This window comes from Longimicrobium sp. (assembly GCF_035474595.1).
GTDB lineage: Bacteria > Gemmatimonadota > Gemmatimonadetes > Longimicrobiales > Longimicrobiaceae > Longimicrobium.
In genome coordinates this window covers 73444-99174 of sequence record NZ_DATIND010000028.1, presented here as the reverse complement: position 1 = coordinate 99174, position 25731 = coordinate 73444, and the positions used below count along the sequence as shown (strand labels likewise).

Below are 25731 nucleotides of genomic sequence, written 5' to 3'. Positions count from 1 at the left end.
GTCCCAAGGGTCCGGGCGACCTCCTCCCGCCCGACGCGCCTCCGCCTCCGCAGGAGCCTTGCGATGAGCCGCCACCGGAAGAGCTTCCTCCGCCAGGTGACGACGATCCAGGAGGAGACAGCCCCGACGATGGAGATCGGCCGGTGCCCGGTAGCGCCGTTCCACCGCCTCCGCTGAAGAACCCGTGGAGAGCCGCCAAAACCGCGATGCGGGCTTTCGCGCGATCGGGCGGGGGTGCGCCGGGACGGGGCTCCCGGAGCCGCGCGGTCCGCTACTTCGTGCGCGCGCAGGGCGGGGCACAGCGCGCGGCGCGGAACTCCCCGTCGGCGATTGCCTCGGGCCGCGCTCTCGCGCGATTTCTCTCCGCGGTAGCTGCACGAGGCCTCGCTGAGGCCGCCCGCGAGTTCAGGATTGGCGAGTTCCTGAACCGGGGGATCGACGTTTTCCTTGCGGCACTGACTCGGGTGCTGGCACCGCGCGCGGGGACGAACGAAGAGGCCGCCGCCCATGCTGCGATCGCCGAAACCACTGCGTTCCTGTTCGATGAGTGCGGAGTGGAAGACGCCGGCCTTGAAGCGCTTGAGGAGCTTGACGCGGCGACCATGGGACGCGCACTGGAGCATTTCGTCGCCTCGTTCATCAACACGAGGCTCATGCACGTACTGGGTAGTCGAATCGAGGCCGCGGCGCAATCCGCAGAGCAGGCTGTCGCGCTCGAGGCCGAAGTGAAGGACTACGTGCGCGAAAGGGTGAGGCTGGACTTTGCCGAGCGCGACCTGCTGGAGATCAACTGGGACGCGCCGGAAAGCCAGAGAGAGATCCAGGACATCTTTGAGGAGGCATATGTCCTCCTGGAGGACGCGCAATGAGATGGCACGTCGACGTCCGGGTAGGAGATGCCGAGCATGAATTGGCGGTCGGCGATGGGGAACAGGTGCTGCGGCTACCAATCGACACCGGAGGTGTGCCAGGCTCGCTCAAGCATAACGCGTGGGACGTCATCCGGCGGCACCAACTTCCTGATCCCGCTCCCGCGGCCGTAGACCTCTTCCGGATGGCCGCGGCAGTATACGCAGCCGATCTGAGGACCTCTCGCGGCGCAGATCCGCATTCGGACGGATGGACGCGGCACTTCGTGCTGCACCTCCCGGTCTCGGATCCGGCACTCTGGGAGGCTGCCCGTGACACGCTCACGCAGTTGCTCAGGTTCCTCACGGGTGACGTTTGGGAGGCGACGTTTCTCCAAGCACCGTTTTCGGCACCTGTTGCTCGGAATTATCGCAAGACGTTCCCGCCGCTCGATGCGACCGCGGCATGCCTGCTCTCCGGTGGCCTGGATTCATTCATCGGGGCGGCGGATGCGCTGCATTCGGGAGAGCGGCTGTATCTCGTGAGCGCTGGCTCTCAAGGAAGTGCCGCGCACTCGACCGGCGCGCAGCACCGAACGGTAAATGCGCTTCGGCAGCAGTACGGCGACGATAATCTTCGCCACCTCGAGTTCAGAGTGAGTCCCCCGCGAAAGCTCTTTCGGCACCATGTAGAAGACACGCAGCGGAGCCGCTCGATCATCTTCCTGAGTCTGGGTGTATTCGCATCCGCCGCGCTCGGGGGAAACCTGCCGCTCATCGTCCCTGAAAACGGCTTCATCACGCTCAACGTCCCGCTTGCGCCAAGCCGGTTGGGAAGTCTAAGCACGCGGACGACACATCCCGAGACCATCCGGCTCTTCCGGCAGCTGCTAAATGAACTCGGAATCAATGTCGAGCTACGGCTCCCGTTCCAGTTCATGACGAAGGGCGAGATGCTCGACCGCGCCGGAGACCGTGACTGGGTAATCGCGACCGCTCCGGTTACCGTATCCTGCGCCCATCCTACGGCGGATCGCTGGCTGGGTATAGGACTTGGTAAGCCGAACTGCGGCTACTGTCTCCCATGCCTCATCCGGCGTGCTTCGCTCGCGCGAGTCGGCGCGGACGATTCCACCCAGTACCGGGAGAATCCGCTGACGAAGGAGCTCTCGAGGAAGAAGATGCGGGATCTGAGGGCGATCCAGTTCGCCGCCGAACGGGATCCGGAGGCAGCCGGGGTGGCCGATGTCCTGCAGTCAGGCCCTCTCCCCGCAGACGAAGACCAGGTACGGATGTCGGTGGAGGTGTATCGCCGTGGTCTGCGCGAGCTTGCCGCATTCCTGAATCCCGGTCGTTGAAACGTGACTGCAACTCTCGTCGATACCCATTTTCACCTGGATCTATCCGCGGATCCCGGCGCGGTCGTGGCCCGGTGCGAGGCGGAGCGGATCTACACGGTCGCCGTCACAAACGCACCTTGCGTGTTTGAGAAAACCGAGCGTCTCACCGCCGGACGAAAATACGTGCGTGCAGCCTTGGGATTGCATCCAGAGCTCGCCGTGCAGCGCCGGACCGAACTCCCGATGTTCGGCGAACTGCTCTCGCGAACAAGGTATATCGGCGAGATCGGCTTGGACTACAGCACACCGTCTGCCGAGGAGCGGCGGGGCCAGCGTTCGGTGTTCGACAAGATATTGCAGCTCTGCTCCGACGCCGGCGACAAGGTGCTCACGATCCATAGCCGGCGCGCGGCGGAAGACGTGGTCGATGCAATCGGCGGGTCATTCCGAGGCACCGCGATTCTCCACTGGTATTCGGGATCGATTCAGGCTCTCGGCCGAGCGGTCAACGCGGGTGCCTACTTCTCGCTCAACATCGCGATGTGCAAGGGCAAGCGGTTTCCGGCTCTTCTTTCGCGGATTCCAAACGACCGCATACTCACCGAGAGCGACGGCCCGTTCGTGGAAGTCGACGGCCGCAAGGGTGAACCCGCAGACGTGCGGCGCGTTCTGGAGGTGATTGCCGAAATGTGGAAAGTCGATGCGGCCGAGGTTGCGAAACTCGTGTACGCGAATTTCGGGCATGCATTGCGAGATCTTCCGACGACGGCATCGGCAGCGGTCATCCGTGAGCGATCAGCTCTGGGAGCGGATCGCCAGATCACATGAGCTTCGATGTGTCATCGAGCGCTGGCCGTCCTGGCGCCGAAGCAGCCCGTCAGCGTGACGCCTGCGGGGAGTATCACGAGGAGCGCCGGCGGGCGCTGCGTCCTTTCAGCACCTTCGTCTCCCTCTACGCCGTAAGGCTGGAGCGTACCCGCCGCACCCATTCCGGCACGGGCATCCCCGCGCCGGCATACAGGCGGTTGATCGTGGCGATCAGGATCGCCACTCCCTCATCTGGTTTGGGTAGCGTGCTCACATAGCGCCGGAGCTGGTCGGCGATCACCTGCGCGGGAACCCCGCTGAAACCCTCCTCCCGCTGATACCACTCCCGCAGCCGGACCATCGTTTTGCCATAAGGCTGCGTCCCATTCAGCAAGTTGCTCAAGCCCGTGGGCGACATTCCCACCGACTCGGCGACGGAGCGCAGCGACCGGGAGTCGACCGCCGCCTGGAGTGCGTTCCTGATCCGCTCCAACTCGCCGGAGCTTCCGAATGGGGATGTCACGGTCTCAGCGCCTCGTCATCCTGCGTGTGTGCATTGTCGTCCCACGCGACTCCAGTGAAACGGCGCGTATGCGGTGAGTCCCGTGGGTGGGGAATGCCGAACTCGGCGTAGAGCGCTAGCAGCCGCTCCATCATCAAGCGGGCGCAGTCGTCGCGGTTCGAGTCCGGCGCCCCGGCGCGGAGCCCACGCACGAAGCGCTCGTAGTATTCCTCCGTCTCGCCGCTCGGGTCCGCCGACCCGTCGCTCACCTCACCCGCCGGAGACGAGGGGCGCGCCCCCATTCCGTAACCGGAGCCGAAGTTCCACGGGTTCCGGCCTTGGCGGCGCCGCGCGCCGGATGCGGTCGCGCAGCTCGCGCGCGCGAACATCGAGCTCCGCCAGTTCCGCCTCGTCGTACCGGGGTTGGAGCAGGAGCCGGGCGATCTGCTTCGTGACATGCGCCAGTTCGTCCTCCATCGCCGGCACGCTTGCCTGTGTTTCGGGCGGCGGGCTCACGTCTGGAGCCTCGCGCGCAACCTAACCAGCCATTCGGGAACCCCTTGCCCGTGCGCCTCGTGAATCTCCGCAAGCCGTTCGGCAAATTCCCGGACGGCCTCGTCACGCTGCTCCGATGGGATGTCGTCGAAAAGGCCGTAGAGCATCGCGGCGAGGGCTTCCGAATCGTCCCGAAGTGATTTTCGACCTGGCACCCTGCGATGCTTCGCGGTAAGCGGCCATGAGCGTCGGCGAGGGGCGCACGACCGTGGTTTCCCCGCCCTCGCACGTGGGTCAGCGTGCGGAAGTGCACCTGCCGCGTGGTTGAGCCCACGCGCGCACGCCTCCTCGTCAGATCTCCGTACGGGAGGCAGCGATGGGGCGAACAATACCCGTGCGCCGTGACCGGTTCGATATGCCCGTTGTGGCAGGTACTATCGGTGCGTTCTAGTGGCGGGATTTGTTGGGAGCGCGCCGTGGCGGGATCAGATGGTGGCGCGTCGTGGCGGCAATTGATTGCGGGGAGTACATTCGGAGATGCGCGCCCTTTACCCCCACATCATCCCCCCCGCGAGAGAGGTTCAGATGCAACGCTCATTCGCTGTAGTCGCTGCTTTGACGTGTCTCGTTTTCGGCGGTTGCAACTCCACGCCCGCGTCCCCGGAGGCCGTGCCGACCCGCCCGAGGCTGACCGGCTATACCTACGGGTCTGGGAACGTCGTTGCCACGCCGCCGGACGAAACGACTGCGGCCACCGCGTCCGCGGTGGCCGTGCAATCGGATAGCGCTTCGAGAGGGGGCTACACCTACGGTTCGGGGAACTAGGCGCGCGAGCCGCTCGCCCGGTTCTGGCTGGTCCCGCCGCCTACCTCGCGGCGTGGCTTCCAGCGCCTCAGGCGGATCTCGAAGTGACGTGTCAATGGGTAGACTTCCACCATCTCACCATCCGCCCTGGTAATCGGGCGTTGTTCAAGCACATCCGCGAGCAGGGCGCGCGCATCCTGCTCGTAGCGGCTCTGGTTCATCCGCACAGCGCTGTCGATCGCTTCGCGTGCGTGGCGCTCCGCGCGCGACCATTGCCCAAGCACGCGCGCGCCTTCGGCCAGGAAGATCAGGGACGGCGCGGCTTGTTGCTGGTCGACGGAGATCTGCGCAAGCGCGCGCCGCTCCGCGTCGTCATAGCGGTGAACCAGGCCCCGACCGGCGGCGGCCCACGCGAACGTCGCCACGCCCGGTAGCAGGTGGTGCCTGGGCACCACGCGGACGAACAACTCCAGGAGCGGGTATGCCAACGCGTACTGCTGCGTGCGGATCAGCGCGTACGCGAAATCGTGCGCGAGGTACGGCAATCGCCGATGATGGAGCGGGTATAGCTCAACGGCCGCATCTGCATGTTCGATCACCTCGGATACATCCCCGGCTTCCGCAGCCAGGGCCATGAGGTCGTGCCGGGTCTCGGCCGCGCTTCTTCGGCGGCCCGTCCTCGCCGCGCGCCTGGCTGCCTTCAAGAACCAGCGGCGGGCCTCATCCAGCCGGCCGCACTCCTTCATCAACGCTCCGTAGCCAAGTAGAGAGCTGACCGCCTCCGAGCGGTCACCGGACCACGCTGCAAAGCGGTATCCACGCTCGAACCAGAGGGCGGCCCGGTCGAACAGCGACGCCTCGCGACAGAGCCGCGCCGCGGCATTCGCCAAACTCGGGTCGTTCGGATCAACGCGGGCGGCAAGTTCCGCGAAGTGCAATTCCGTCTGCTTCTTCCACGCGCCTCCCGCCCATTCGCTCACGCGAGAACACGCCGAAGCAAGTTCGGGCTCGGTTACCTGGGGGCGAGAGCGCGCCCGCGCGAAAATCTCGAAAATCGTAGCTTGGTGTGCGAATGGATCCACCTCGTCCACGGAGAAGATTTCCCGCAGCTTCGCGTGACTGAGGGTGCCGAAGCACTCGCGCCTTTTGGCGCCTGAATCAACGAACAACCTGGCCGTGCGGGCCGCTCGCCAGAGTGCCACCCCGGCCGATCCATCCGTCTCATGGAGGATGGAGAGTCCGAAAAATCCCTTTACCTGATCGTACAACCAAAAGGGTGGCGGGGGCGGGATTCGCCGCCGCGGCGCCCGCTCGAGTGTATTCTTTGTCTTCTGACGAGCCATGAGGCCACGGATCGGGCGGGGGCTACAATTCGTATTCAGACACACAATACCTCCGAATGTAGCCAAGCGCTACACTTGCCACACCCCCGCAGCATGGCTCGATCACGCGGGTCTAAGTGGACAAGGGGACCACGGCGCGCCAGAACCGGCTGGCCACAGAGGCCTGGGGTTCGTCCAAGCCGTGGCCGCTGCGTCGGCACCGGGAGGACGAGAGAGCAGTACCTCATGCGTAGTCCGGCGTACCCGTTGCTGCGCAGCACCGATTGTCCCCAGTGGCTGACGCGCCGCGGTTGCGGCCTCCCGCTGATGGCGGCCGCACACGAACTCCCCGCGGACCGTGGCCCGCCGCGCGCCGTGACTCTGGGAGGGGGTGGGCGAGACGTTGACGGATGTCGAGGACAGCGGTATTCTGTCGTATATAGACTACATTCACAAGTGCGCGAACGCCCCGAGCATGGGCTTGGCGCTCCCTAATCGGGATCCTGCAGCGGCTCGGATCTGAGTTCATCGACCGCTGCCCCGAACTCGCCCCAGCTGCGTCGCAGCACGGTGAGGACTCGGTCGATCACCTTGACGGTGGGGTTTTCCTTGCCGCGCTCGACGTCCCCATAATAGACCGCGTGCAGCTTCGCACGCGACGCGGTCTGCTCGATTGTAAGACCTCGTTCCTTTCTGAACCTGCGAAGAGCGGGGCCGACGGGAACGCCAGGGTCGTGAGCCATGCGCCCACGCTACCGGTTTCGTCGCGCCCCGCACCATAAGGTATACACTACATTCCGAGAGGCGCCCCGCGGACGGGCACGCTCACGGCGGATCCCATCCCATCACCAGAGGTCGTAATCACATGCGTAGTACGCTCGCCTTCCACGCGGTCCTTTTCACACTCACCACCACCTCCGCTCGCGCCCAGCAGACCGACCAGCTCGCGGATCCACAGGCGCCCGCCGGGCGCCACGCTGTCGGCTGCAGCCAAGTGGCGGATTACGTACCCGGCACCGCGGCCGCGGGGGAGTTCACGGTCTCCGACTGCTTCTCGTTGAACGCCGGCCTGCGCCAGCCCACGGACTACTGGCGCTTCCACACCGACGTCCGCAGGGACGTCCAGGCGGTGGTCGAGGCGCCCGGGATGCAGGTCCACCTGCGCCTGCTAACCGATGACGGGGTGGAGGTGAAGGCGGACGAGTTCGTGAACTCTTTCGCGATTCTGTCCACCCAGGTGCCGCCTGGCACGTACCGGCTGGAGGTGGAGAACCGCAGTGAATCGAGCGGAGGAGGACGTGCGTTCGGGCGGTATACGCTCCGGAGTTCCACGGACGTGGCCGGGTTCGAAGGGTGTCCCAAGCTGGAGACGCTTCCTTCCGCAGGCCTTGTCGCCGGCGAGTGGAGCGTGGAGGACTGCCTCCTGCCGACGATGATGCGCTACGACTTGCGGCGCCACGACTATTACGTCCTCGACGTCACCTCCCGCCGTGACGTCGCCCTCAGCCTCGAGTCTCCCGGGGTGACCAGCACACTTGCGCTGTTTACACGAACCGGCGAGCCGGTTGCCGACGCGATGGTCGCCGGCGAGCCCGGCCGGATCTCGGCCCAACTCGCCCCAGGCGCCTACGTCGTCCGTATCGGGGTGGCCTCTGGCGCAGAGCGTGAAACGGGGCGCTATACGCTCCGGGTGAGGTAAAGGTAAACCCGGGAGCGCCTGCTCTGGCCGCACGCAGGCCCCGCGCACGCTTGCGATATCGGCAGGCGCTGGTCCCGGTCGAAGACGTTCTCTGTGACCAACTGCTCGTGCGCGTTCTCGCGCACGAGTCACTTGCTTTGAGGCCGGACCTGACCTCCCTCAGCTCGTTCTCGCGTGGATGACGGTCTCGTCTACTGGGCAGGCGTCTACTGCTGCGCTGTTCATCGGTCGGACACATCGTCTCGCTGGCACAGCAACCGATTCCGCAATGACGACTCGAGAGGGCGGCAACTCGCCTGAACCGAAAGAACAGCTTGTTCTCGCACCGTTCGAAACGACGCCCGGAGCGGCCGACGCTATCCCCTACAGGGTCTGGCCCGATCCCGAGGAAACGCCGGCTGGGGAGGCCGAACCGGGCTTGTCCGGGTTTGGTGCCCGTACGAGCATCCGGCTGGATCAGCGCGCTTTCGAATACGTCGAAGACGGGCGTCTGCGTTCGCGGATGCGCCACGGCCGCTCGATCGACCGTGGACGATTGGTCTCGAGCATTCTGCACGGCTTGGCGAACGCCGGATTCGATCTCGCCGAGGCAGAGCCAGAGGAGATCGCCCTCGCGGTCAGTCGGCGCTTCGCCCGGTCAGCTGAATAAAGCCACTCGGTGGCCGCAGTCCTCGATGGCCCTAGCGCTCGGCCGGACAACGTGCCGGACGAGCGTCGGTCGGCCGTTGCCGATCCGGCCCAAGCCCTACCCTGACGAATTGTTGTTTCGTGTTGGCGCACGCACGTCCTAACCTCGGGACAACCGCGGCCCAGCGTGTCTCTCCACCGCGATCCGCCGGGCGGCGAATGCACCGCGGGGCCGAGAGCGAGGTACGCCTAACCCGCCCTAGATTCGGGAATTCTGCCCGGCAGTATCGCCCATGCGTCTATAACGGTGAGGGCGAGAGAGTCTCGGATCCGGCCAGTCCGTCACCGAAGCCAGGAGTATGTGCGTGGGTGCACAGATGTCCCTATTGGCGAAGCTGCCGATCTCGTGGGAAGAAATCGACGCCTTGATCGCCGAAGCGAAGGGCTCGACCTCCGAACTCCACCGGATGATCGTCCACGCGGTTGATACCGGTCGGTTGCGCGGACGTGCGCCGACGGTTTCGACGCTCTGGCGCCGGCTAAGGCACAAGCAGGGGCTAGACGCAGCCGAGGCGAACAAGGGACGCGACCGCGAACGATGGAAGAATCTCGACCCCGGCTCGCAGGAGGCGCGCGCGGTGACCCGCGTAGAGGCCGCCGTACGACGGGGTCACGAGGCGATTCAAGCGCTATATCCTCTGGGGCAGATCACGCGCGACGAGATCACACGGCACCAAGCAGTATCCAAGCGCGGCTCTTCGGGGAAGCTGCGGCGGAAGGTGGCCACCGGTAACCTGCAGGAGCTCGATGTTTTGGCGGCTGATTTGGAATCCCGGGCCGCCATCCTCGAGCGCCGCTTGGCGCGTGCCTCATCGAGACAGGAGCAAAAGACTGCCGCGACCGCGACGGCTCCCGTCGTGGAGCTGTCCGGACATGGTCTGGTCAAACCTGCCGGGACCGAAGGCGTAGACCCTCTTTACGGCACAGAGGGAGACACCGGTTGGGGCCGCGCGGCCGACGCGGCGCCGCGACCCGCCGTGGGCACCCTCGTCGACTTTGTGACTCCATGCCACACAGACGTCATTGCGCAGGCCCGCTGGCGCATGGTCGCACCACTGCTGGGCAACGGGATAGCCGACCCGCGCCAACTGGCCGCCCACTGGCGTAAACGGTTCGGAGAGGTCCTGACGGTCCCAGGAGCGGAATACCCGGGGATTCCGCGCGAGGTGTGTACGAAGTACCGGAATATCCACTGGCGCACCCTCTACCGTTGGAAGGAGGCCATCGAGCTGTCGGAGGCAACTGCGCGTGAGGTCGGGATCGATACGGCCGCCGCCGTCATATCACTCCGACACCAGTACCCGAACCACCGCCGTGGACCAAAGAAGGCCACGGCGATCGTGGTTGAGCGAATCTACGCCATTTATAGAGAGCACCCCGACTGGTCCGCTGCCGCCATCGCGCGCCACATGCAGCGAGCCGGTACGGACATCTCCGAGCGCACGGTACAGGCGGTTGTCCACCAGATCTCCCATGCCGATAGGGTCGAAGCACGGGGTGGGCCGGCGGGTGAGGACGTGATCCTGATCACCAGGCTGCTGCGCGAGTCACCCTACGCCAACCGCACGTGGATCATCGACAACTCGTTCATACGGTTCGACGTGGTGGCCCCGGATCATGAGGGGCCGCTCGACGAAACTGAAGAGGACTTGGGGTTTGAGGCAATCGTAGAAACAATCATCCCGGGTGGCCTTGTCAAACGCAGGCGGGTGCGCCGTCTGTGCCTGACCACGATCATCGACGCGTGCACGCGCAAGATCCTTGTCGTCCGCGTCTGGGCCGAGGCACCCAGCGCGCGGACGGCATTACTCGCGCTCAGGGAGGCGATGCTCCTCTATGGAGTACCGGAGGTCGTCTACAGCGACAACGGGAGCGACTTCAGGTCTGGTGAGGTTGGGGATCTGCTGAGAGCACAGGGGGTCATGCAGATCTTCTCCGTGCCGTACTCGCCACGAAGCCGAGGCCGGATCGAGCGTTCCTACCGTACCATCAAGGAGAGCATCCTGCCCCTGCTGCCGGGCTACGTTGGCGGCTCCAACCCACGTAGCTGGCACGAGATGGAGCTGCTCACGATTCCGGAGGTCGAACAGCACATTCGCACAGGTGTCGAGATCCACATGAACCAGCGCATCTGCCGCACGACCCGCCGAGTCCCCAACGAGCACTACGAGGCGTCGATCGGAGCGCGTGGGCTGGCCGGCATCAGACGTCCCAACGACGAAGCTCTGATCCCGCTGCTGTTGCGGGACGATCACGTCCGGTTGGACGGCCCGGGGATCCGCGTCGGCGGTCTGCAGTACCACTCGGATGCATTCGCCGAGATCGCCAACGGGTCAGAGGTCTCCGTGTACCACGACCCTGGCCGGCCGACAGTTGCCTACGTCGCAATGCAAGGCCCCGGCGGTCGCCTGGAATTCCGCGGAATCGCGGAGGTATACGGTCCGGGTGCGCCGCCCCCCGAGATCGGCGAGCAGCGGCGACGCGAGGCAGAGTTCCGAGCGGAGTCGGAGGCCCTGCGCACGCGCAAACGGGAGGAGGCGGTGCTACACGATGCCTTGCGCGAGGCGTCGGACCACGGACGCATCACCGGGATCGCCACTGCGGATGCGTTAGTCGCCGCCTACGACCGTTTAGCAGGCACAGTTCCGCCTGCACTTCCACGGACGCCAGCGACAACGCACAGGCTTCTCCCGCTCCCCGCGGGAAACCCTTCGGCGCCGGAGCCAGCATCTGGCGGTGGGCCAGTCGAACAACCGCAGCCGAAGCATAGGCGGACCGCTCGCGGCGGCAGAGCCCTGGTACTGCCATGGGACTGACGCGCCCTGAGCTCTGGACCACGGGTAGGGACGGCGCCGAACAGGGCGGATCGCATAGGGAGGTCCCGCGCTTCGGCTCACCTTCTGAGCTGCTGGCCCGCGCTCCGGCGCCCCTTGCGCTTCAAAGCACTCCCCTCGACATCGCGCTGGTTCGGGCAACCGCGGCCGACCTGTTCCAACGCGTGGACCCCACCTCCGCGATCGGGGCAGCGGCGCTTTCCAAGCGGCGCCTCCCACACGTGTACCCGCGCTCCATCCTCGATGTGATGGACAAGCGGTTCGCGGGCGTGGTCCACAACCGCGAATGCGTCTACATTCGCGGCGCGCAGCGGCGCGTCGGCGTCACCTTCTTTCTGACCGATTACGCACGCGCCTTCAACTACCGGGCGGCGACGATCCGCGACCCTCGCCGCATCGCCTACGTGCAGCTGTCCAGCGGCTTGAGAAGCGAGGCGAAGTTCCTGGATCAGCTCTGCACGAGCATTCGCACCAGCCTGAAGACTACCGAGCTGCGGTTCCGGGCCACCGGTACAATCGTTCGGCGGATCATCGACACGCTCCGGCTCTACCGCGTCAGCGTGCTGATCCTCGATCACGTACAGCTGCTGCCGCCCGCACCCCGCGCGGTGATCGCCGACCTCATCCAGCAAGCCAGCGCCGAGCACGCCACGCCCCTAGAGCTCGACGAGTACGAAGGACTCCACCCCCGGATTGGGGTGGTGGTGGCGGGTCACGGAGCACCCGAACGCGTCTTCAACGCCCCCGGAGAAACTCTCGGTTATCTCCTGCCGAGCGAGTTGGTATTTCCCACCTACGGGACAGCCGACGACGTCGCTGATGCACTCCGCAAGTCCGAGATCGGTCTCGGCGATCTCGACTCCTCCCACTTCGATGATGCGTTGCTTGCGCAGTACGTTCTAGAGTTGACGGAGGGGCGGATCGACCTGATCAGTCAACTCCTTCCGATCATCGATCTGGTCGCGCGGCTTAACGGGGCCGAGCGTCCGACGTTGGCAATTTTCGCAGCCGCGGCCTCGTTCGACCAGGCGCTCAGGCAGCGCATGCTCAACCGTGCGGACCCCGTACCTGACCGGCACGGCTGGGGTGACGTCGAACGGCGCGCGCAAGCTTACATGGCTGGAGAGCCGGTGCCGCTGCGCGCGCGCACCGTAACGGAACGGGACGAGAGCTCCGCCATGGCGAATCGAGGCCGCAAGCGGCTCAGCCCTAAAGAGGTGCACGACGGGCGCGACCACGCCGAAGGGCAGCGCCGGCAGATGACGTCGATTCGACGCAAGCGGAAGCGGGCAGGGTGATCATGACCTCCTTTTCGCCCGCCCGCGAGCGCTTGTCGGCCCAGGCCGAAGCGGCACTCCAGGCCGCTTTGAACGCCGCTGGCCACCTGGTCACAAGTGATGCAATCATCAGGGCGTGGGTCACCGCCAACGGTGGCGTGCCCGCGCCCGACGCACAGACAGTCAGGTGGCACTGGGTATTCGCCCCGGCACTGGCCAGGGGCCGAATCGTCCGGCGAGGCAAGACGCTGTTCGGACTAAGTGGGCATTCCGCCTCGGCCGTGCCCCCACCTTCACCACCACCCAAGAATGGCCAGCACGTTCTGGAACGCTGCGCGACCGCGGAAGGTGTGGTGGTCCGCCTGGCTCGCGAGCAGCGCCGACTGGTCGGCGCAACCGAAGTGGCAGACTCATGGCAGCGGGTCGCCGCGTCGAAAGCTCCCGCCGGCGCAAGCAAGCGGTTGGCACGCTACCTCGAACCAGCGATCCAGGCCGGACGGATCCGTGTCGTCCGGAAATCGAGGAGGAACTACTTCGGGCCGTCCGACGAGCCTGGCTTCGAACCGCCGCGGTACGCCTCCGACCTGCAGCGCGCGGAAGCAGCGCTCGGTCGCGCCATCGTGCGCATGAAGAGCGCGGTCCTGCTCGAAGAGATCCAGCGAGAGATCGACGCCGACCCCGCACTCACCCTGGAGTCGGAACGGCTCACCCTGGCAAACATGGTAAGTACGCTGAGCCAGACCGGCAGGTGCAAGAGAATAAGACACCTTGCACGCTACGAGGATGCGGTACGCTACTATTCTGCCCCGGGCGGTCCATGGTGGGTGAGTGCAGCGGCCGAGCACGTCCTGGACCGCCGCTGGCGCGCCATCATGGCGCTCTGGAAAGCGTCCGGCGGACGCCCGTTCACGACACACGCACTCAGGCTATACGCCTGCAGCCGGCCGGGTCTTCAGATCGAGAACGATCCGCCCTACGCGTGGACTAACTCCCTGCACCTGTTCCACACGCAGGAGTCGCTGGTGCGCCTGGGGAGACGTGACTCCAGGCATGTCCGTTGGGCTCCAACCAGAGAGTGGAACGCGCTCACGCCGGAGCTACGCGAAGCTCGGCTCCAGGACGGCTACCGCGCATTTCCGGGAAGCGACGACATCGCGGCGGCGGGCAATGGGAACGCCGCCGACGTGGGCCCGGTCGATACCGGGTTCGCTTCGCGCAACGAGGATATGCGGAGCCTGGTGCGGCTCGCTAAGGCGATACGCGGCGCCGCCGAGCCGGACAAGCACCGGCGGCAGGTCCTGCGCCTGCGCCCTGTGTGCCTGTCCGACATCGCTCGGGCAGTGGAGCACAGGCCCGAGTGGGTCCACACGGCAGGGCCGCCGCTCCACACCTGTCTCACGGAGGCGTCACGGCTGCGGGCGGGGATGCGGAAGACCGCGATCGTCTTCATTGGCAGAGTGGCGAACCGCGCGTTCTACGACACCAGCGGCAGCCCGGCTTCGGCCGCCTTCGTGGCGTTCCGCGCAGCACTACGCGCGGCATCGCCATCACGGCTCCGAAGGACCCTGCGCGAGCTCCGCAACGCGGCCGAGCTTGCCCGGAGTGGCATCCTGCCTCTTGCCAAGGCCATCATCGACGCGCGCGCAGCCAAGCTTCTGAAGGATTTGCGAGATCGCCTCGAGGCGTTGGAACGAGCGGCGGAAGCAGCCGCGCTCCTGTCCGAGGAGGTAACTGCGGTTCAGGCGACTCTAGGGAACCTTGCTGAGATCGCGGCCGACATCAACCGCTGGGCTCCGTCTGGGAATGTCGACTCCGCTGCTGGTGTGGTCGACATGCACGAGAGGACCCGCCTTGAGTTCGTCGACTCGGCGGACGCGTTCCGTTCCATCGCGGACGTCGCCGAGTTCAGGCTGCTCACGCCCCGATTGCTTGCCTGGCGCTCGCCCCTGATCGGCCGGTATTACCTGTTTCCCGAGGTCCTGATGCGAACGCGATCTTCCGGTGGCACTCGGGGCCGCCCGTTGGAACTGGGCGTTGATCGCGTAAGCTTCATCGCGTACGCGGCGTCCCGCTGGGCGGGGCCCCGAGCTGCGACGTACGCGAACACCGCCCTGTTCGCCCTCGGCGACCTGCGAGACCCCGAGCCCGTCATTGTGGCGCTGGAGGATCCCACCCGCCCTTCGCTGCACCCGACGGCCGCAGCGGCGCTCGGGGTCCTCGATGACTCCGGGTCGCGCGACGCACTGGTGCGCTACCTTATCCGGAGTGTCGTGAGCGACGGCAGTTACGGGCCGGGCACCTGCGTATCGGCAGCGGAGCTGGCCGCCTATGGCCTGGCTCCGCTGCCGTTCGCGCCGGCAGCGACCGCTCTGCGCGCGCACGAACAAGAAGCATTGGAGGCGGTCGCACGAGAGGGCGCTGACGCGGCGCTTCGATTCACAGCCCGGGCGGTACTTCGTGCATGGCTCGAGAACTGGTCCGGCGAGGCACTGATGAGCTTGTAAATCAGAATGTGCATTCGCTTCCTGCGCGATCACGTGGGTAGCGAGGGCAAGTTCGTGTGCATCGCTGAGCGGGCGGCGGCACCCGCGTTCACTCGCCAAGTGCGAAACTGCTGAAGAAGACGGTGTCTCACTGGTCCCACACGGTCCTTGAGCGGCTCGGCAGCGAGACGCCGCGCGGACGATCCCTTTAGGTAGGATCCGAATCCGTCGGTGAGTCTTCGTCTGCTCTGGACGACCTTACCTTCTCCACCCGCTCAATGATGTGATCTGCGAGGTGTCGACCTTCCTCCAACTCCTCGGGCGTGAGGGTGCGGGCCGTGCGGAGGAAAGCCTTGATCTGTTCGTTGGGCACTGGAGAGTCCGCGTAGGGCACTCGTTGCCCGAAGTTGAGCCGCTTTAGGAGGAACAGTTCGCGCAGCCAACCGATAATCTTCCCGACCTCTCTCTCGTCCACCACTTGGTCCTCCGCCTCCTCTACCGGGAAAGGCGACGCCCGGTTGGGATCCCCGTCCCAGCCTGCGTCCTCAGCATACCCGGTCTTCTGGCGGTTTTTCGTTCCCATGTCCACTCCCAGTGCGCGGGGCCCGGCCATGGGGCGGGCCCACGAATGTATCGTCAATCTGACCGCTCGTCCTTGATAACGCCCATCCGGACCAGGTGCTTCTTGAAGCGTGGTCCTATCGTGGTGTAGTTCACTGCTCGCTCAGTGATCTGGCGGCCTAACCTCTGGATCGCCCGGTTCGTTCGTTGCTTTGCCGCCTCGACACTGAGGCCTACGCGGTCTGCAACCTCTTTCCAGGGACGATCGTTGTAAATCCGGGCCACTATGATATCGCGAGTCTGCTGCGGCAGGGCTTCGAACGCCTCCCGCAGGAGGCCGAGCAGCACCAGTTGCTCGAATCTCTCCTCAGGGGGTAACAAGTAAGTAATCGGCGGACTCTGCAGCCACTCTGCGGTAGCATCGGTCAACTCGGCACGTGCGTGTTCTGGCGACCTCAGGTAACTCTTTACGTGGTTCTCCGCGACCACAATGAACCATGCCGCGACCTGACCATCGTGGCTTGCGTGGCACTTCTCTATGTTCAGGATCGCGTGGGTGATCGCATCGTGAGCGATGTCATCTGCCTGGTAGCCGGCCCCCATCATGCCGTAGACAACGAACCTCACCGACCTCTCCGTTCGGGCGATAAGTTCCCGCACGGCGGCAGTGTCGCCCGTCTTTGCTCTTTTCACCAGCTCAAGCAACCCAAGCTGTTGCTTGGTTTGATGCTTTGCCATTTGAACCTAGAGGCCCTGTTCGAAACCGATAGACAGTTAACGACATGATAGTTACCCGTACAGGCCCGAGCCAGTGTCTACAAACACAAGAGAGGTTGGGGACAAGGTGTGGCAGAATTCAGAGGCGCGAAAGAGAGGTGGGTTTGTGGCAGTTTGCATTTCGGGACCCCTTTCCTCTTCCATACGCCGGGGGCCGCACAACCTTCGTAAGTTACGCCAGCATAAACAGTTGTGATGTGCGTCCGCACGGTAGCACCCAGCGGGAGAACACGTAAACCCGCAACGCAAACTGCCACAACCCCTGCCCGCCGACGGTTTTGCACAGAGCGAAATGGGCGCCGCGGGATCTCTCCCGCAGCGCCCATGATTACTCCTAAGTTTGACCCTGCATGCGATTTACGGCCAACCGACTACGAGCTTGTGGCAGAATTCGCGTTCGTTTGTGGCAGAATCCGCTGCGCAAATGTGGCAAAATTGCCTGCGGCCTTCAGCCGGGCTCAGTGCACGGCGTTGATCATGTCGAACATGGGCAGGTACATGGCGACCACGATGCCGCCGATCACCACGCCCATCACCACGATCATGATGGGCTCCAGGATCGAGGTCAGCGCGCTCACCGCCGCGTCCACCTCGTCGTCGTAGAAGTCGGCGATCTTGGACAGCATCTCGTCCAGGCCGCCGGTCTGCTCGCCCACGTTGATCATCTGCACCACCATGGGCGGGAACACGCCGCTCTCCTTCAGCGGCTCGCTGATGGTGGCGCCGCCGGCAATGCTGGCGCGGCTCTTCATCACCGCGTCGTGCACCACGCGGTTGCCCGCCGTGCGCGCGGTGATCTGCAGCCCGTCCAGGATCGACACGCCGGAGCTCACCAGCGTGCCCAGCGTGCGGGTGAAGCGGCTGACCGCGCTCTTGCGCAGCAGGTTGCCCAGCACCGGCATGCGCAGCATCAGCCGGTCGATCTGCAGCTTACCGTTGTCGGTCTTGTAGTACTGGCGGATGGCCACCACGAACGCGATCACCGACAGCACCACCAGCCACATGTAGTGCTGCAGGAAGTTGCTGAGCGCCAGCACGATGCGCGTGGGCAGCGGCAGCGCCAGCCCGGCGCCGGTGAACATCCCCGCGAACACCGGCACCACCTTCCACAGCAGCACCGTGGTGCAGAGCACCACCACGATCAGCATCACCAGCGGGTACACCATGGCGCCCTTGATCTTGCGCACCAGGGCGTCGTTCTTCTCCAGGAAGAGCGCCAGGCGCATCAGGATCACGTCCAGAATGCCGCCCGCCTCGCCCGCCGCCACCATGTTCACGTACAGCTCGGTGAACACCTTGGGGTGCTTGCGCAGCGAGTCGGCCAGCGTCTGCCCGGCCTGAATGTCCTGCAGCACCTGGGCGATGATCTTCTTGAAGTTCTTGTTCTCGGTCTGCTCGGCCAGGATGGTCAGGCTCTGCACCAGCGGCAGGCCGGAGTTGATCATGGTGGAGAACTGGCGCGTGAAGATCACCACCTCGCGCGTCTTGATCCCCGTGCCGAACTGGATGTTGAGATCCCGGGCCTTGGTGTTCACCGAGATCGGCCGCAGCCGCTGGCGCACCAGGTAGCCCACCACCTCTTCGCGGGTGGGAAGCTCGATCTCGCCGCTCAGGATCTCGCCGTTGAGCGAGCGAGCGCTGTACGCGAACGTGGGCATTGCTTACCCCAGGGGACAGGGAACAGGGGACAGGGGACAGGGGGTGAGCGCTTCACCCGCATCCCCATCCGTCACCGCAGTTTCGAACCGACCGTACTTCCGTACTTCTCGTACTCCGCCGGAGGCGGGCCTCAGCCCGGAACCGGCTCGCCCACCATCTGCAGGAACTCGTTGGGGTCGCCGGACCGCTTCAGCGCCTCCTCCAGCGTCACCTCGCGCTGCAGGTAGAGCTCCTTCAGCGAGTCGTTCAGCGTCTGCATCCCGTGCTTCTTCCCGGCCTGCATGATCGAGTAGATCTGGTGCACCTTGTCGTCGCGGATGCAGGCGCGGATGGCCGGCGTGCACACCATCACCTCGGCCGCCATGGCCCGGCCGCGGCCGCGAGCCTTGGGCAGCAGCTGCTGCGTGACCACCCCCTCCAGCACGAAGGCCAGCTGCGCGCGGATCTGCGGCTGCTGGTGCGCGGGGAAGACGTCGATCACGCGGTTGATGGTCTCGGCCGCGCTGTTGGTGTGCAGCGTGGCCAGGCAGAGGTGGCCCGTCTCGGCGATGGTGAGCGCGGCCGACACCGTCTCCAGGTCGCGCATCTCGCCCACCAGGATCACGTCGGGGTCCTGCCGCAGCGCGTACTTCAGCGCCCGCCCGAAGCTCTGGGTGTCGCTTCCCACCTCGCGCTGGTTCACCATGCACCCCTGGTGGCGGTGGATGAACTCGATGGGGTCCTCGATGGTCAGGATGTGCCCCCGGCGCTCCTTGTTGATCTTGTCGATGATCGCCGCCAGCGTCGTCGACTTCCCCGACCCGGTGGGGCCGGTAACCAGGATCAGCCCGCGCGGCTTCTCGGCGAACTTCTGGATCACCGCGGGAAGGCGCAGCTCCTCGAAGGTCAGGATCTTGAACGGGATCTGCCGGATGGCCAGCGCCACGCACCCACGCTGGCGGTACACGTTGCCGCGGAAGCGCGCCAGGTTCTGGATGCCGAACGAGAAGTCCAGCTCGTCCTCGGTCTCGAAGCGCTTCTTCTGGTTCTCGGTGAGGATCGAGTAGGTCAGCTGCAGCGTGTCCTTGGGCGTCAGGATGTAGTCCATCCCGCTGTCGGTGATGTGCCCGTCCACGCGCACCTTGGGGCGCTCGCCCGCGGTGATGTGCAGGTCGCTGGCGCCGCGCTCGATCATCTCCTCCAGGAGCGAGCGCAGGTTCAGCGTGCGTACGGCGGTGGCGGCCTCGCGGGCCGGCTCGGCGGCGATGGTCATTCGTCAGGTCCTGCGGTTCAAGCGGAAAACGGGAGAAACGGAAAGACTCGGGCGGCCGTCAGCCGGCCGCCGTCTCCTTGATCACTTCTTCGAGCGTGGTGATGCCCTTGCGCACCTTCAGCATCCCGTCCATGCGCAGCGTCAGCATCCCCTCGGCCACCGCCTGCGCCTGCAATTCGGCGGTGCTGGCGTTCTGCAGGATCATGCGGCGCAGCGTGGGGCTCATCGCCATCACCTCGTACAGCCCCTGCCGGCCGCGGTAGCCGCTGCCGCCGCAGTTGTCGCACCCCTTGCCGCGGTAGAAGGTGGTGTTCTGCATGTCGTCGTCGCTGATGCCGCCGGCGCGCAGGTACTCTTCCGGGTAGGTCGCCGGCTCCTTGCAGTTGCTGCAGATGCGGCGCACCAGGCGCTGGGCGGTGATCAGGTTCACCGCGCTGGCCACGTTGAACGGCTCGATCCCCATGTCCACCATGCGGGTGATGGTGGAGGGCGCGTCGTTGGTGTGCAGCGTGGAGAGCACCAGGTGGCCGGTGAGCGCCGCCTTGATGGCGATGGACCCCGTCTCCAGGTCGCGCACCTCGCCGACCATGATGATGTTGGGGTCCTGGCGCAGGAACGCCTTCAGCGCCGCCGCGAAGGTCATCCCGATGTCGGTGCGCACCTGCACCTGGTTGATGCCGTGCAGGTTGTACTCGACCGGGTCCTCGGCGGTCATGATGTTGACCTCGTTGGTGTTGATCTTCGACAGCGCGCTGTACAGCGTCGTCGTCTTGCCCGAGCCGGTGGGCCCGGTGACCAGCACCATCCCGTAGGGGTTCATGATCGCCTTCATGAAGTCCTGTTCGGCCTTGGGCTCCATGCCGAACTTCTCCAGGTCGAGCGTCAGGTTCCCCTTGTCCAGAATGCGGAGCACGATCTTCTCGCCGAACAGCGTCGGCAGGGTGCTCACGCGGAAGTCGATCACCCGCTTGCCGAAGCGCAGCTTGAGGCGCCCGTCCTGCGGCACCCGGCGCTCGGCGATGTTCAGGTCCGACAGGATCTTGAAGCGGGAGATCAGCGCCGCGCGCATCTTGATGGGCGGCCGCATGATCTCCTGCAGCACGCCGTCGATGCGGTAGCGGACGCGGATGTCCTTCTCGTAGCACTCGAAGTGGATGTCGCTGGCGCCGCGGTGCACGGCGTCGGTGAGGATGCCGTTGATCAGCTTGACCACCGGCGCCTCTTCCACCGCGGCCTGCAGCGAGGCGACCGAAACCTCCTCCTGCTCCTCCTCGACGCGCTCGACCTCGCCCTCGTCGTCGAACTGCTTCAGCAGCTCGTTGATCTTCTCGTCGGCGCTCTCGTACTCGCGCTCGACGATCTTCTTCAGCGTGAAGTCGCCCGCGATCACCGGCTCGATGTCCAGCCGGGTGAGGAACTTCAGGTCGTCGATCACCCCCAGGTCGGTGGGGTTCGACATGGCCACGGTGAGCGTGCGCCCCACGCGGCGCAGCGGCAGCACCTGGTGCTTCACCGCGAACTCCGCGGGAATCAGCTTCAGGATGCGCGGGTCCAGCCGCACGCGCTCCAGGTCCACGGCGGGCACCCGGTGCTGCCGCGCCAGCGCGCGCACCAGGTCGCTCTCGCCCAGGAAGCCCAGCTTCACCAGCGAGAACCCGATCCGCGTGCCGTTGGCGCGCGAGTCGTCCAGCGCCTTCTGGAGCTGGTCGCGGGAGATCAGCTGCTCGTGTACGAGCTGGTCGCCGATGCGGTCGGCGGGTGCGGATACAGCCATGGACCTCGGGAGTCGGAAATGCCGCGGGGCCGGGAGAGCACGGACTGGAAATGTCTTGGGGGGCGAGCCTCAACTTCGCGGCAGAGCGCCGCGGATGTCAAGGGATTGCCGCACCCGACGACCGGATCCGCGCCACGGTGGCGGGGCCGATCCCCGGCACCTTCTCCAGCTCGTCCAGCGACCGGAACGCGCCGTGGCCCTCGCGCCAGGCCACGATGCGCCCGGCCAGCGAGGGCCCGATGCCGGGGATGCGAGTCAACTCCTGTGCCGAGGCGGAGTTGAGCGAAATTGCTGGGTTTCCGCCCGCGGGCGGTATGGCAGAATTCCCGGCTTCGGGGCGATTTGCGGCACTTCGCACGGCCGGTCCATCCCCCTGCGGGAGCATCACATACGGGGCGATGGCCGCCAGCGCCGCCGGGCCGATGCCGGGGACCGAGTCCAGGTCGGCCAGCGAGCGGAAGGCGCCGTGGGCCTGCCGCCACTCCACGATCTTCTTCGCCTGCCCGGGCCCGACCTTGGGGATGCGGTCCAGCTCCTCCTCCGGCGCCGTGTTCGGGTCGATGCGCTCGCCGGCGGCCAGCGGCTGCGCGCGGTGCGCGGCGTCGCGCGTCCTCCGCTCCACCTCGGCGCGGAGCTGCGGCTCGCGGGCGTCCGCCTCCACGCCCGGTCCCGTCAGCTCCACGGGTGAATCGCGGTGCATCATCCGCGCGCCCACGCCGGCGCTCACCAGCAGCGCGAACACGCCCAGCGCCAGCCGTTCCTGCGGTGTCGTGTGGATCATCAAAATCTCCCGTCCGGTTGGTTGATTCGATGCTCGATCGCGACCCTGACCTCCGTCCATCTCCCTAACCCCGCTGATCTCACGCGGAGACGCGGAGTCGCGGAGAACCAATCGCCACGCTGAGTTCTCTGCGTCTCCGCGTCTCCGCGTGAGATCCAGCGATGCCGGAGCTCACTTCGGTGCCGGAATCCCGCGGTAGACGACCTCAGCCAGCACGCCCCCGACCAGCGCCAGCGTCTCGCGGCGGGTGGCGCCGGGAAGGTCGCGCGCGGTGTGGAACCACGAGTTCCCCGGCCCGTACTCGGGATCGTTCAGCCGCGCCGCCGGAATCCCCGCGCGGGAAAGGAGGAGGTGCGCGCCCAGGCTGTCCGGCACCGTCTCGGCGACGAAGACCGAATCCAGCCGCATCTCCGCCGCCGTCCCCCACACGCGCCGGACGACCGCGGGGGCGTGGCGGAGCGAGCCGGCGTCGCGCGGCAGCCACGCGTCCCGGTCCCCCACCAGCTCCAGCACCACGGCGAACGCGGGGCGGTTCGCGGCCGGCAGCGTGGCGAGGTAGTGCTCCGTCCCCAGCCACCGCCCGGCCACGAAGTCGTCGCCGTCGGTGAAGAGGAGGTCGACGCCCACCTCCGGCTTCTGCTGGCGGAAGACCTCCGCGAGGGCGGCCAGGACCGCCGTTCCCGAGGCCCCGTCGTTCGCGCCGGGGACGGGGAGGCGGCGGTCGGCCGGGTCGGCGCTCTCCTCCGCGTGCGGATGCGTGTCCCAGTGCGCCACCAGCAGGATCCGCCGCGCCTCCGCCGGCCGCCAGCGGGCCAGGACGTTCGTCATCTCCACCCGCTTCCCCGGCGCCGTGTCGAAGGTGAAGGGCTGGAGGACCACGGTGTCGGCGCGGAACGAGAGCTGGTCGCGCAGCCAGCGCACCGCGCGGCCGTGCGGCTTCGTTCCCGCGTAGCGGGGCCCGATGGCCACCTGGTCGGTCAGGAACGCCCAGGCCACGTCGCCCGGGAACTCCGGATGGTCCACGTGGCGCCCCAGCGCCGGGTCGCCGCGCGTGCAGGCGGAGAACGCGAGCAGCACCCCCAGCGGCACGCACCCGCGCGCGCGGCGGAACGGCATGTCGGTCACGGAGTTGGGGATTGATTAGGAGGCGCCGCCGCCGCTTGTACGCAGCGTACGGCGCGGGTATGTTACGCATCCAGGCGCTCGCCCTGCAAGCCCCTTTGGACACTTCGCATGAAGATCCTCACGCGTTACCTGCTCCGGGCGCACGTCGGCCCGTTTTTCTTTGCGTTCTTCGCGCTCACCGGGGTGGTGCTCATCAACACCCTGGCCCGCCGCCTGGCCGAGCTGGCCGGCAAGGGGCTGCCGATGCGCGCCATCCTGGAGTTCTTCGTCTACGCGCTTCCCGCCAGCGTCGCCCTCACCTTTCCCATGGCCGTGCTGGTGGCCATCCTGTACACCTTCGCCACCTTCACGGCCGAGAACGAGATCACCGCGATGAAGGCCGGCGGGCTGGACCTGAAGCGCCTGCTCCTCCCCCTGCTCGCGGTTGCCGCCGTCCTCACCGTGGTGATGATCTGGTTCAACGACCGCGTGCTCCCCGAGGCCAACCACCGCTGGAGCCAGCTCTTCGTCGACATCGCGCGCAAGACGCCCACGGTGGCGCTCGAGCCGCAGACCATCAACAAGCTTTCCGCCCAGTCCGGCTCGGCGCAGACCTATTATCTCCGCGCCGCGCGGATCGACCCCACCACCAACCGGCTGTGGGACGTGTCGATCTACGACGTCAGCAACCCCAACGTGCTGCGCTCGATCTACGCCGACAGCGGGGTGGCGCAGTTCAACACCTCGCGCACCGACATGGTGCTCACGCTCTGGCACGGCCACATGCGCGAGGTGCCGCTGGACGACCCCAAGACCTTCCGGCGGATGACCTTCTCCCAGCAGAAGTTCGGCATTCCGGGGATCGGCACCTCGTTCAACCTGGGCGGGCAGGACGAAGGCTACCGCGGCGACCGCGAGATGACCGTGGGGATGCTGCAGGCCCGCATCGACACGCTGCGCGGCCAGCGCCGCGAGGAGCTGCGCCGCGTGCGCCTGGAGATGCAGGGCGACCTCGGGTTCGCCGTCTCGGGCGGCCGCAAGCCCTTCGCCACCCTGCCGGGCGAGCCCCCGCCGCCGCCGGTTACGCACGTGGAGCCCGGGAGCGTGCGCACGCGCACGCGGCGGACGGCCGACGACCTGGCCTCGTCGGTGGCCCGGGTGAAGGACCTGGAGGAGCAGGTGCGCGACCTGGACGTGGAGATCCACAAGAAGTACTCCATCGCCGTGGCCTCGCTCGTCTTCGTCATCGTGGGCGCGCCGCTGGCGCTGCGCTTCGGGGGCGGGGGGATCGGGATGGTGATCGCCACCAGCATGGTCATCTTCGCCATCTACTACGTGGGGCTGATCGGCGGCGAGTCGCTGGCCGGGCGCGGCTACGTGACCCCGTTCGTGGCGATGTGGATCGTGAACGTCTTGATGACGATCCTGGGCGTCGCGGGGCTGGCCACGATGGGGCGGGAGACGGCCACCGCGCGCAGCAGCATGTGGGACCAGATGCTGCAGGGCTTCCGCGACTTCTTCGCCACCGTCACCCGCCGGAAGGCACGGGGCTGATGCGGCTTCTCTCGCGTTACGTGGTCCGCACCTTCACGGCCACCTTCCTCATGCTGGTGCTCGGGCTGCCGCTCCTGTTCATCGTGGGCGACGTGACCGACAACATCGACACCTACATGGAGAAGGGGATCACCGGGGGAAAGCTGGCGCTGGCGTACGTCTACCAGCTCCCGCTCTTCATCCAGTACTCCTTCCCCATCGCCGCGCTGGTGGCCACGGTGTTCACCGTGGGGGGGATGACGCGGCACCAGGAGATCACCGCGGCCAAGGCCGGCGGCGTGAGCTTCTACCGCATCTTCCTGCCCATCGCGCTGATGTCGGTGGTGCTGGCGGCGGCCGCGTTCGGGCTGGGCGAGCTGACGCCCATCACGCTGCAGAAGCGCGCCGTGCTGATGGGCGACCAGAGCATGATGCGCAACGGACCGCGCATCAACTTCGTGTACCAGACCGAGCGCGAGGGGGTGCTGACCGCGCGGCGGCTGGACCCCGAGGTGGGCGAGATCAGCCAGGTGGTGCTGGAGCGCAACGCCCGCGGCAGCCAGCCGGGGATGCACCGCATGGCCGAGCGGGCCACGTGGACGAAGGCGCACGGCTGGCTGCTGCAGCGCGGCTACGTGCGCGAGCTGTACGCCGACGGCCGCGAGGTGACCACGCACTTCGACTCGCTGCGCGTGGCCGGGCTGATCGAGACCCCCGAGGACCTGCTGGGCGAGCCCAAGGCGCCCGAGGCCATGGGGTACCGCGAGATGTCGCGCTTCGTGGGCGCCATCGAGCGCTCCGGCGGCGACGCCAACCCGCTGAAGGTGGAGCGGGCGCAGAAGCTGGCCATCCCCATGGCGGTGATGGTGATCGTGCTCTTCGGCGCGCCGCTGGCCACCAGCAGCCAGCGCGGCGGCACCGCCTTCGGCGTGGGCATCAGCCTGGGCGTGACCATCGTGTACATGCTCCTCTTCCGCGTGGGCAAGGCGGTGGGCAGCAGCGGCGCGGTGGACCCCACGCTGGCCGCCTGGTTCCCCAACGGCCTCTTCCTGGTCGCCGGCCTGGCGCTGATGTCGCGGGTGCGAACGTAGCCGTCCGGGCTGTCCGGAAGATGGAGAGGCGCGCCGCATCTGAACGATGCGACGCGCCTCTTGCGTTGGGCGGCTGCTCCGTGCATCTTCCGCGCTCACTC

The 25731-nt window shown here is 66.4% G+C and carries 22 protein-coding genes; 10 read left to right on the top strand and 12 right to left on the bottom strand.

The window, feature by feature from the left end:
- Window positions 1-278: 278 nt before the first annotated feature.
- The 3 genes from qatB to qatD are packed head-to-tail and all read left to right on the top strand — an operon-like array spanning window position 279 to window position 3016.
- Window positions 279-869 (top strand): Qat anti-phage system associated protein QatB, encoded by a 591-nt coding sequence (gene qatB / locus VLK66_RS05375; RefSeq protein WP_325308352.1) that lies wholly within the window; start codon window positions 279-281, stop codon window positions 867-869.
- Entirely contained in the window at window positions 866-2206 is a 1341-nt protein-coding gene (gene qatC / locus VLK66_RS05370; protein WP_325308351.1) for a Qat anti-phage system QueC-like protein QatC, read from the top strand. The genes qatB and qatC overlap by 4 nt, the downstream gene beginning before the upstream one ends.
- A 3-nt stretch (window positions 2207-2209) precedes the next feature.
- Window positions 2210-3016: a Qat anti-phage system TatD family nuclease QatD gene (qatD, locus tag VLK66_RS05365; protein WP_325308350.1), complete on the top strand. Its 807-nt coding sequence runs from the start codon at window positions 2210-2212 to the stop codon at window positions 3014-3016.
- A gap of 124 nt (window positions 3017-3140) precedes the next feature.
- Here the strand turns inward: qatD and VLK66_RS05360 are convergent, their stop codons facing one another.
- The 5 genes from VLK66_RS05360 to VLK66_RS05340 form a co-directional block, all read right to left on the bottom strand.
- Window positions 3141-3488, bottom strand: coding sequence for a hypothetical protein (locus VLK66_RS05360; RefSeq protein WP_325308349.1), 348 nt, complete (start codon window positions 3486-3488; stop codon window positions 3141-3143).
- Between the two features lie 26 nt (window positions 3489-3514).
- The gene (locus VLK66_RS05355; RefSeq protein WP_325308348.1) at window positions 3515-3766 is read right to left on the bottom strand and encodes a hypothetical protein; all 252 of its coding nucleotides are present in this window, start codon (window positions 3764-3766) and stop codon (window positions 3515-3517) included.
- A gap of 1 nt (window position 3767) precedes the next feature.
- Window positions 3768-4013, bottom strand: coding sequence for a hypothetical protein (locus tag VLK66_RS05350; protein ID WP_325308347.1), 246 nt, complete (start codon window positions 4011-4013; stop codon window positions 3768-3770).
- Window positions 4014-4813: 800 nt separating this feature from the next.
- Complete coding sequence (locus tag VLK66_RS05345) at window positions 4814-5776, bottom strand: hypothetical protein (RefSeq protein WP_325308346.1); 963 nt, start codon at window positions 5774-5776, stop codon at window positions 4814-4816.
- Between the two features lie 833 nt (window positions 5777-6609).
- A complete protein-coding gene (locus VLK66_RS05340; RefSeq protein WP_325308345.1) occupies window positions 6610-6861 on the bottom strand; it encodes a helix-turn-helix transcriptional regulator in 252 nt (83 codons plus the stop codon).
- A 122-nt stretch (window positions 6862-6983) separates the two neighbouring features.
- Here VLK66_RS05340 and VLK66_RS05335 point away from each other — a divergent pair, with 122 nt between their 5' ends.
- The 5 genes from VLK66_RS05335 (at window position 6984) to VLK66_RS05315 (ending at window position 15119) form a co-directional block, all read left to right on the top strand.
- Window positions 6984-7817, top strand: coding sequence for a hypothetical protein (locus VLK66_RS05335; RefSeq protein ID WP_325308344.1), 834 nt, complete (start codon window positions 6984-6986; stop codon window positions 7815-7817).
- Between the two features lie 268 nt (window positions 7818-8085).
- Window positions 8086-8466 carry a hypothetical protein gene (locus VLK66_RS05330; protein WP_325308343.1) on the top strand — a complete coding sequence of 127 codons (381 nt, stop codon included), beginning with the start codon at window positions 8086-8088 and terminating at the stop codon, window positions 8464-8466.
- Window positions 8467-8830: 364 nt separating this feature from the next.
- Window positions 8831-11320: a DDE-type integrase/transposase/recombinase gene (locus tag VLK66_RS05325; RefSeq protein ID WP_325308342.1), complete on the top strand. Its 2490-nt coding sequence runs from the start codon at window positions 8831-8833 to the stop codon at window positions 11318-11320.
- Window positions 11311-12636 (top strand): hypothetical protein, encoded by a 1326-nt coding sequence (locus VLK66_RS05320; protein WP_325308341.1) that lies wholly within the window; start codon window positions 11311-11313, stop codon window positions 12634-12636. The genes VLK66_RS05325 and VLK66_RS05320 overlap by 10 nt, the downstream gene beginning before the upstream one ends.
- Window positions 12633-15119 carry a hypothetical protein gene (locus tag VLK66_RS05315; RefSeq protein ID WP_325308340.1) on the top strand — a complete coding sequence of 829 codons (2487 nt, stop codon included), beginning with the start codon at window positions 12633-12635 and terminating at the stop codon, window positions 15117-15119. The genes VLK66_RS05320 and VLK66_RS05315 overlap by 4 nt, the downstream gene beginning before the upstream one ends.
- 187 nt (window positions 15120-15306) lie before the next feature.
- Here VLK66_RS05315 and VLK66_RS05310 read toward each other — a convergent pair whose 3' ends face one another.
- The 7 genes from VLK66_RS05310 to VLK66_RS05280 all read right to left on the bottom strand — a co-directional run bounded on the left by VLK66_RS05310 (window position 15307) and on the right by VLK66_RS05280 (window position 23018).
- The gene (locus tag VLK66_RS05310; protein WP_325308339.1) at window positions 15307-15681 is read right to left on the bottom strand and encodes a hypothetical protein; all 375 of its coding nucleotides are present in this window, start codon (window positions 15679-15681) and stop codon (window positions 15307-15309) included.
- Window positions 15682-15734: 53 nt separating this feature from the next.
- Window positions 15735-16364: a sigma-70 family RNA polymerase sigma factor gene (locus VLK66_RS05305; RefSeq protein ID WP_325308338.1), complete on the bottom strand. Its 630-nt coding sequence runs from the start codon at window positions 16362-16364 to the stop codon at window positions 15735-15737.
- Between the two features lie 530 nt (window positions 16365-16894).
- Window positions 16895-18094 carry a type II secretion system F family protein gene (locus VLK66_RS05300; RefSeq protein ID WP_325308337.1) on the bottom strand — a complete coding sequence of 400 codons (1200 nt, stop codon included), beginning with the start codon at window positions 18092-18094 and terminating at the stop codon, window positions 16895-16897.
- A gap of 131 nt (window positions 18095-18225) precedes the next feature.
- Window positions 18226-19347 (bottom strand): type IV pilus twitching motility protein PilT, encoded by a 1122-nt coding sequence (locus VLK66_RS05295; RefSeq protein ID WP_325308336.1) that lies wholly within the window; start codon window positions 19345-19347, stop codon window positions 18226-18228.
- Between the two features lie 58 nt (window positions 19348-19405).
- Window positions 19406-21121 (bottom strand): type IV-A pilus assembly ATPase PilB, encoded by a 1716-nt coding sequence (gene pilB, locus VLK66_RS05290; RefSeq protein WP_325308335.1) that lies wholly within the window; start codon window positions 21119-21121, stop codon window positions 19406-19408.
- A 97-nt stretch (window positions 21122-21218) separates the two neighbouring features.
- On the bottom strand, window positions 21219-21902 hold the full coding sequence (locus VLK66_RS05285) for a ComEA family DNA-binding protein (protein WP_325308334.1): 684 nt from the start codon (window positions 21900-21902) through the stop codon (window positions 21219-21221).
- A 171-nt stretch (window positions 21903-22073) separates the two neighbouring features.
- Window positions 22074-23018 (bottom strand): M28 family peptidase, encoded by a 945-nt coding sequence (locus VLK66_RS05280; RefSeq protein ID WP_325308374.1) that lies wholly within the window; start codon window positions 23016-23018, stop codon window positions 22074-22076.
- 117 nt (window positions 23019-23135) lie between these two features.
- Between VLK66_RS05280 and VLK66_RS05275 the strand changes: the two genes are divergently transcribed.
- The gene (locus tag VLK66_RS05275; RefSeq protein WP_325308333.1) at window positions 23136-24560 is read left to right on the top strand and encodes an LptF/LptG family permease; all 1425 of its coding nucleotides are present in this window, start codon (window positions 23136-23138) and stop codon (window positions 24558-24560) included.
- A complete protein-coding gene (locus VLK66_RS05270) occupies window positions 24560-25630 on the top strand; it encodes an LptF/LptG family permease (protein WP_325308332.1) in 1071 nt (356 codons plus the stop codon). Before VLK66_RS05275 ends, VLK66_RS05270 begins: the two co-directional genes overlap by 1 nt.
- Window positions 25631-25731 lie beyond the last annotated feature (101 nt).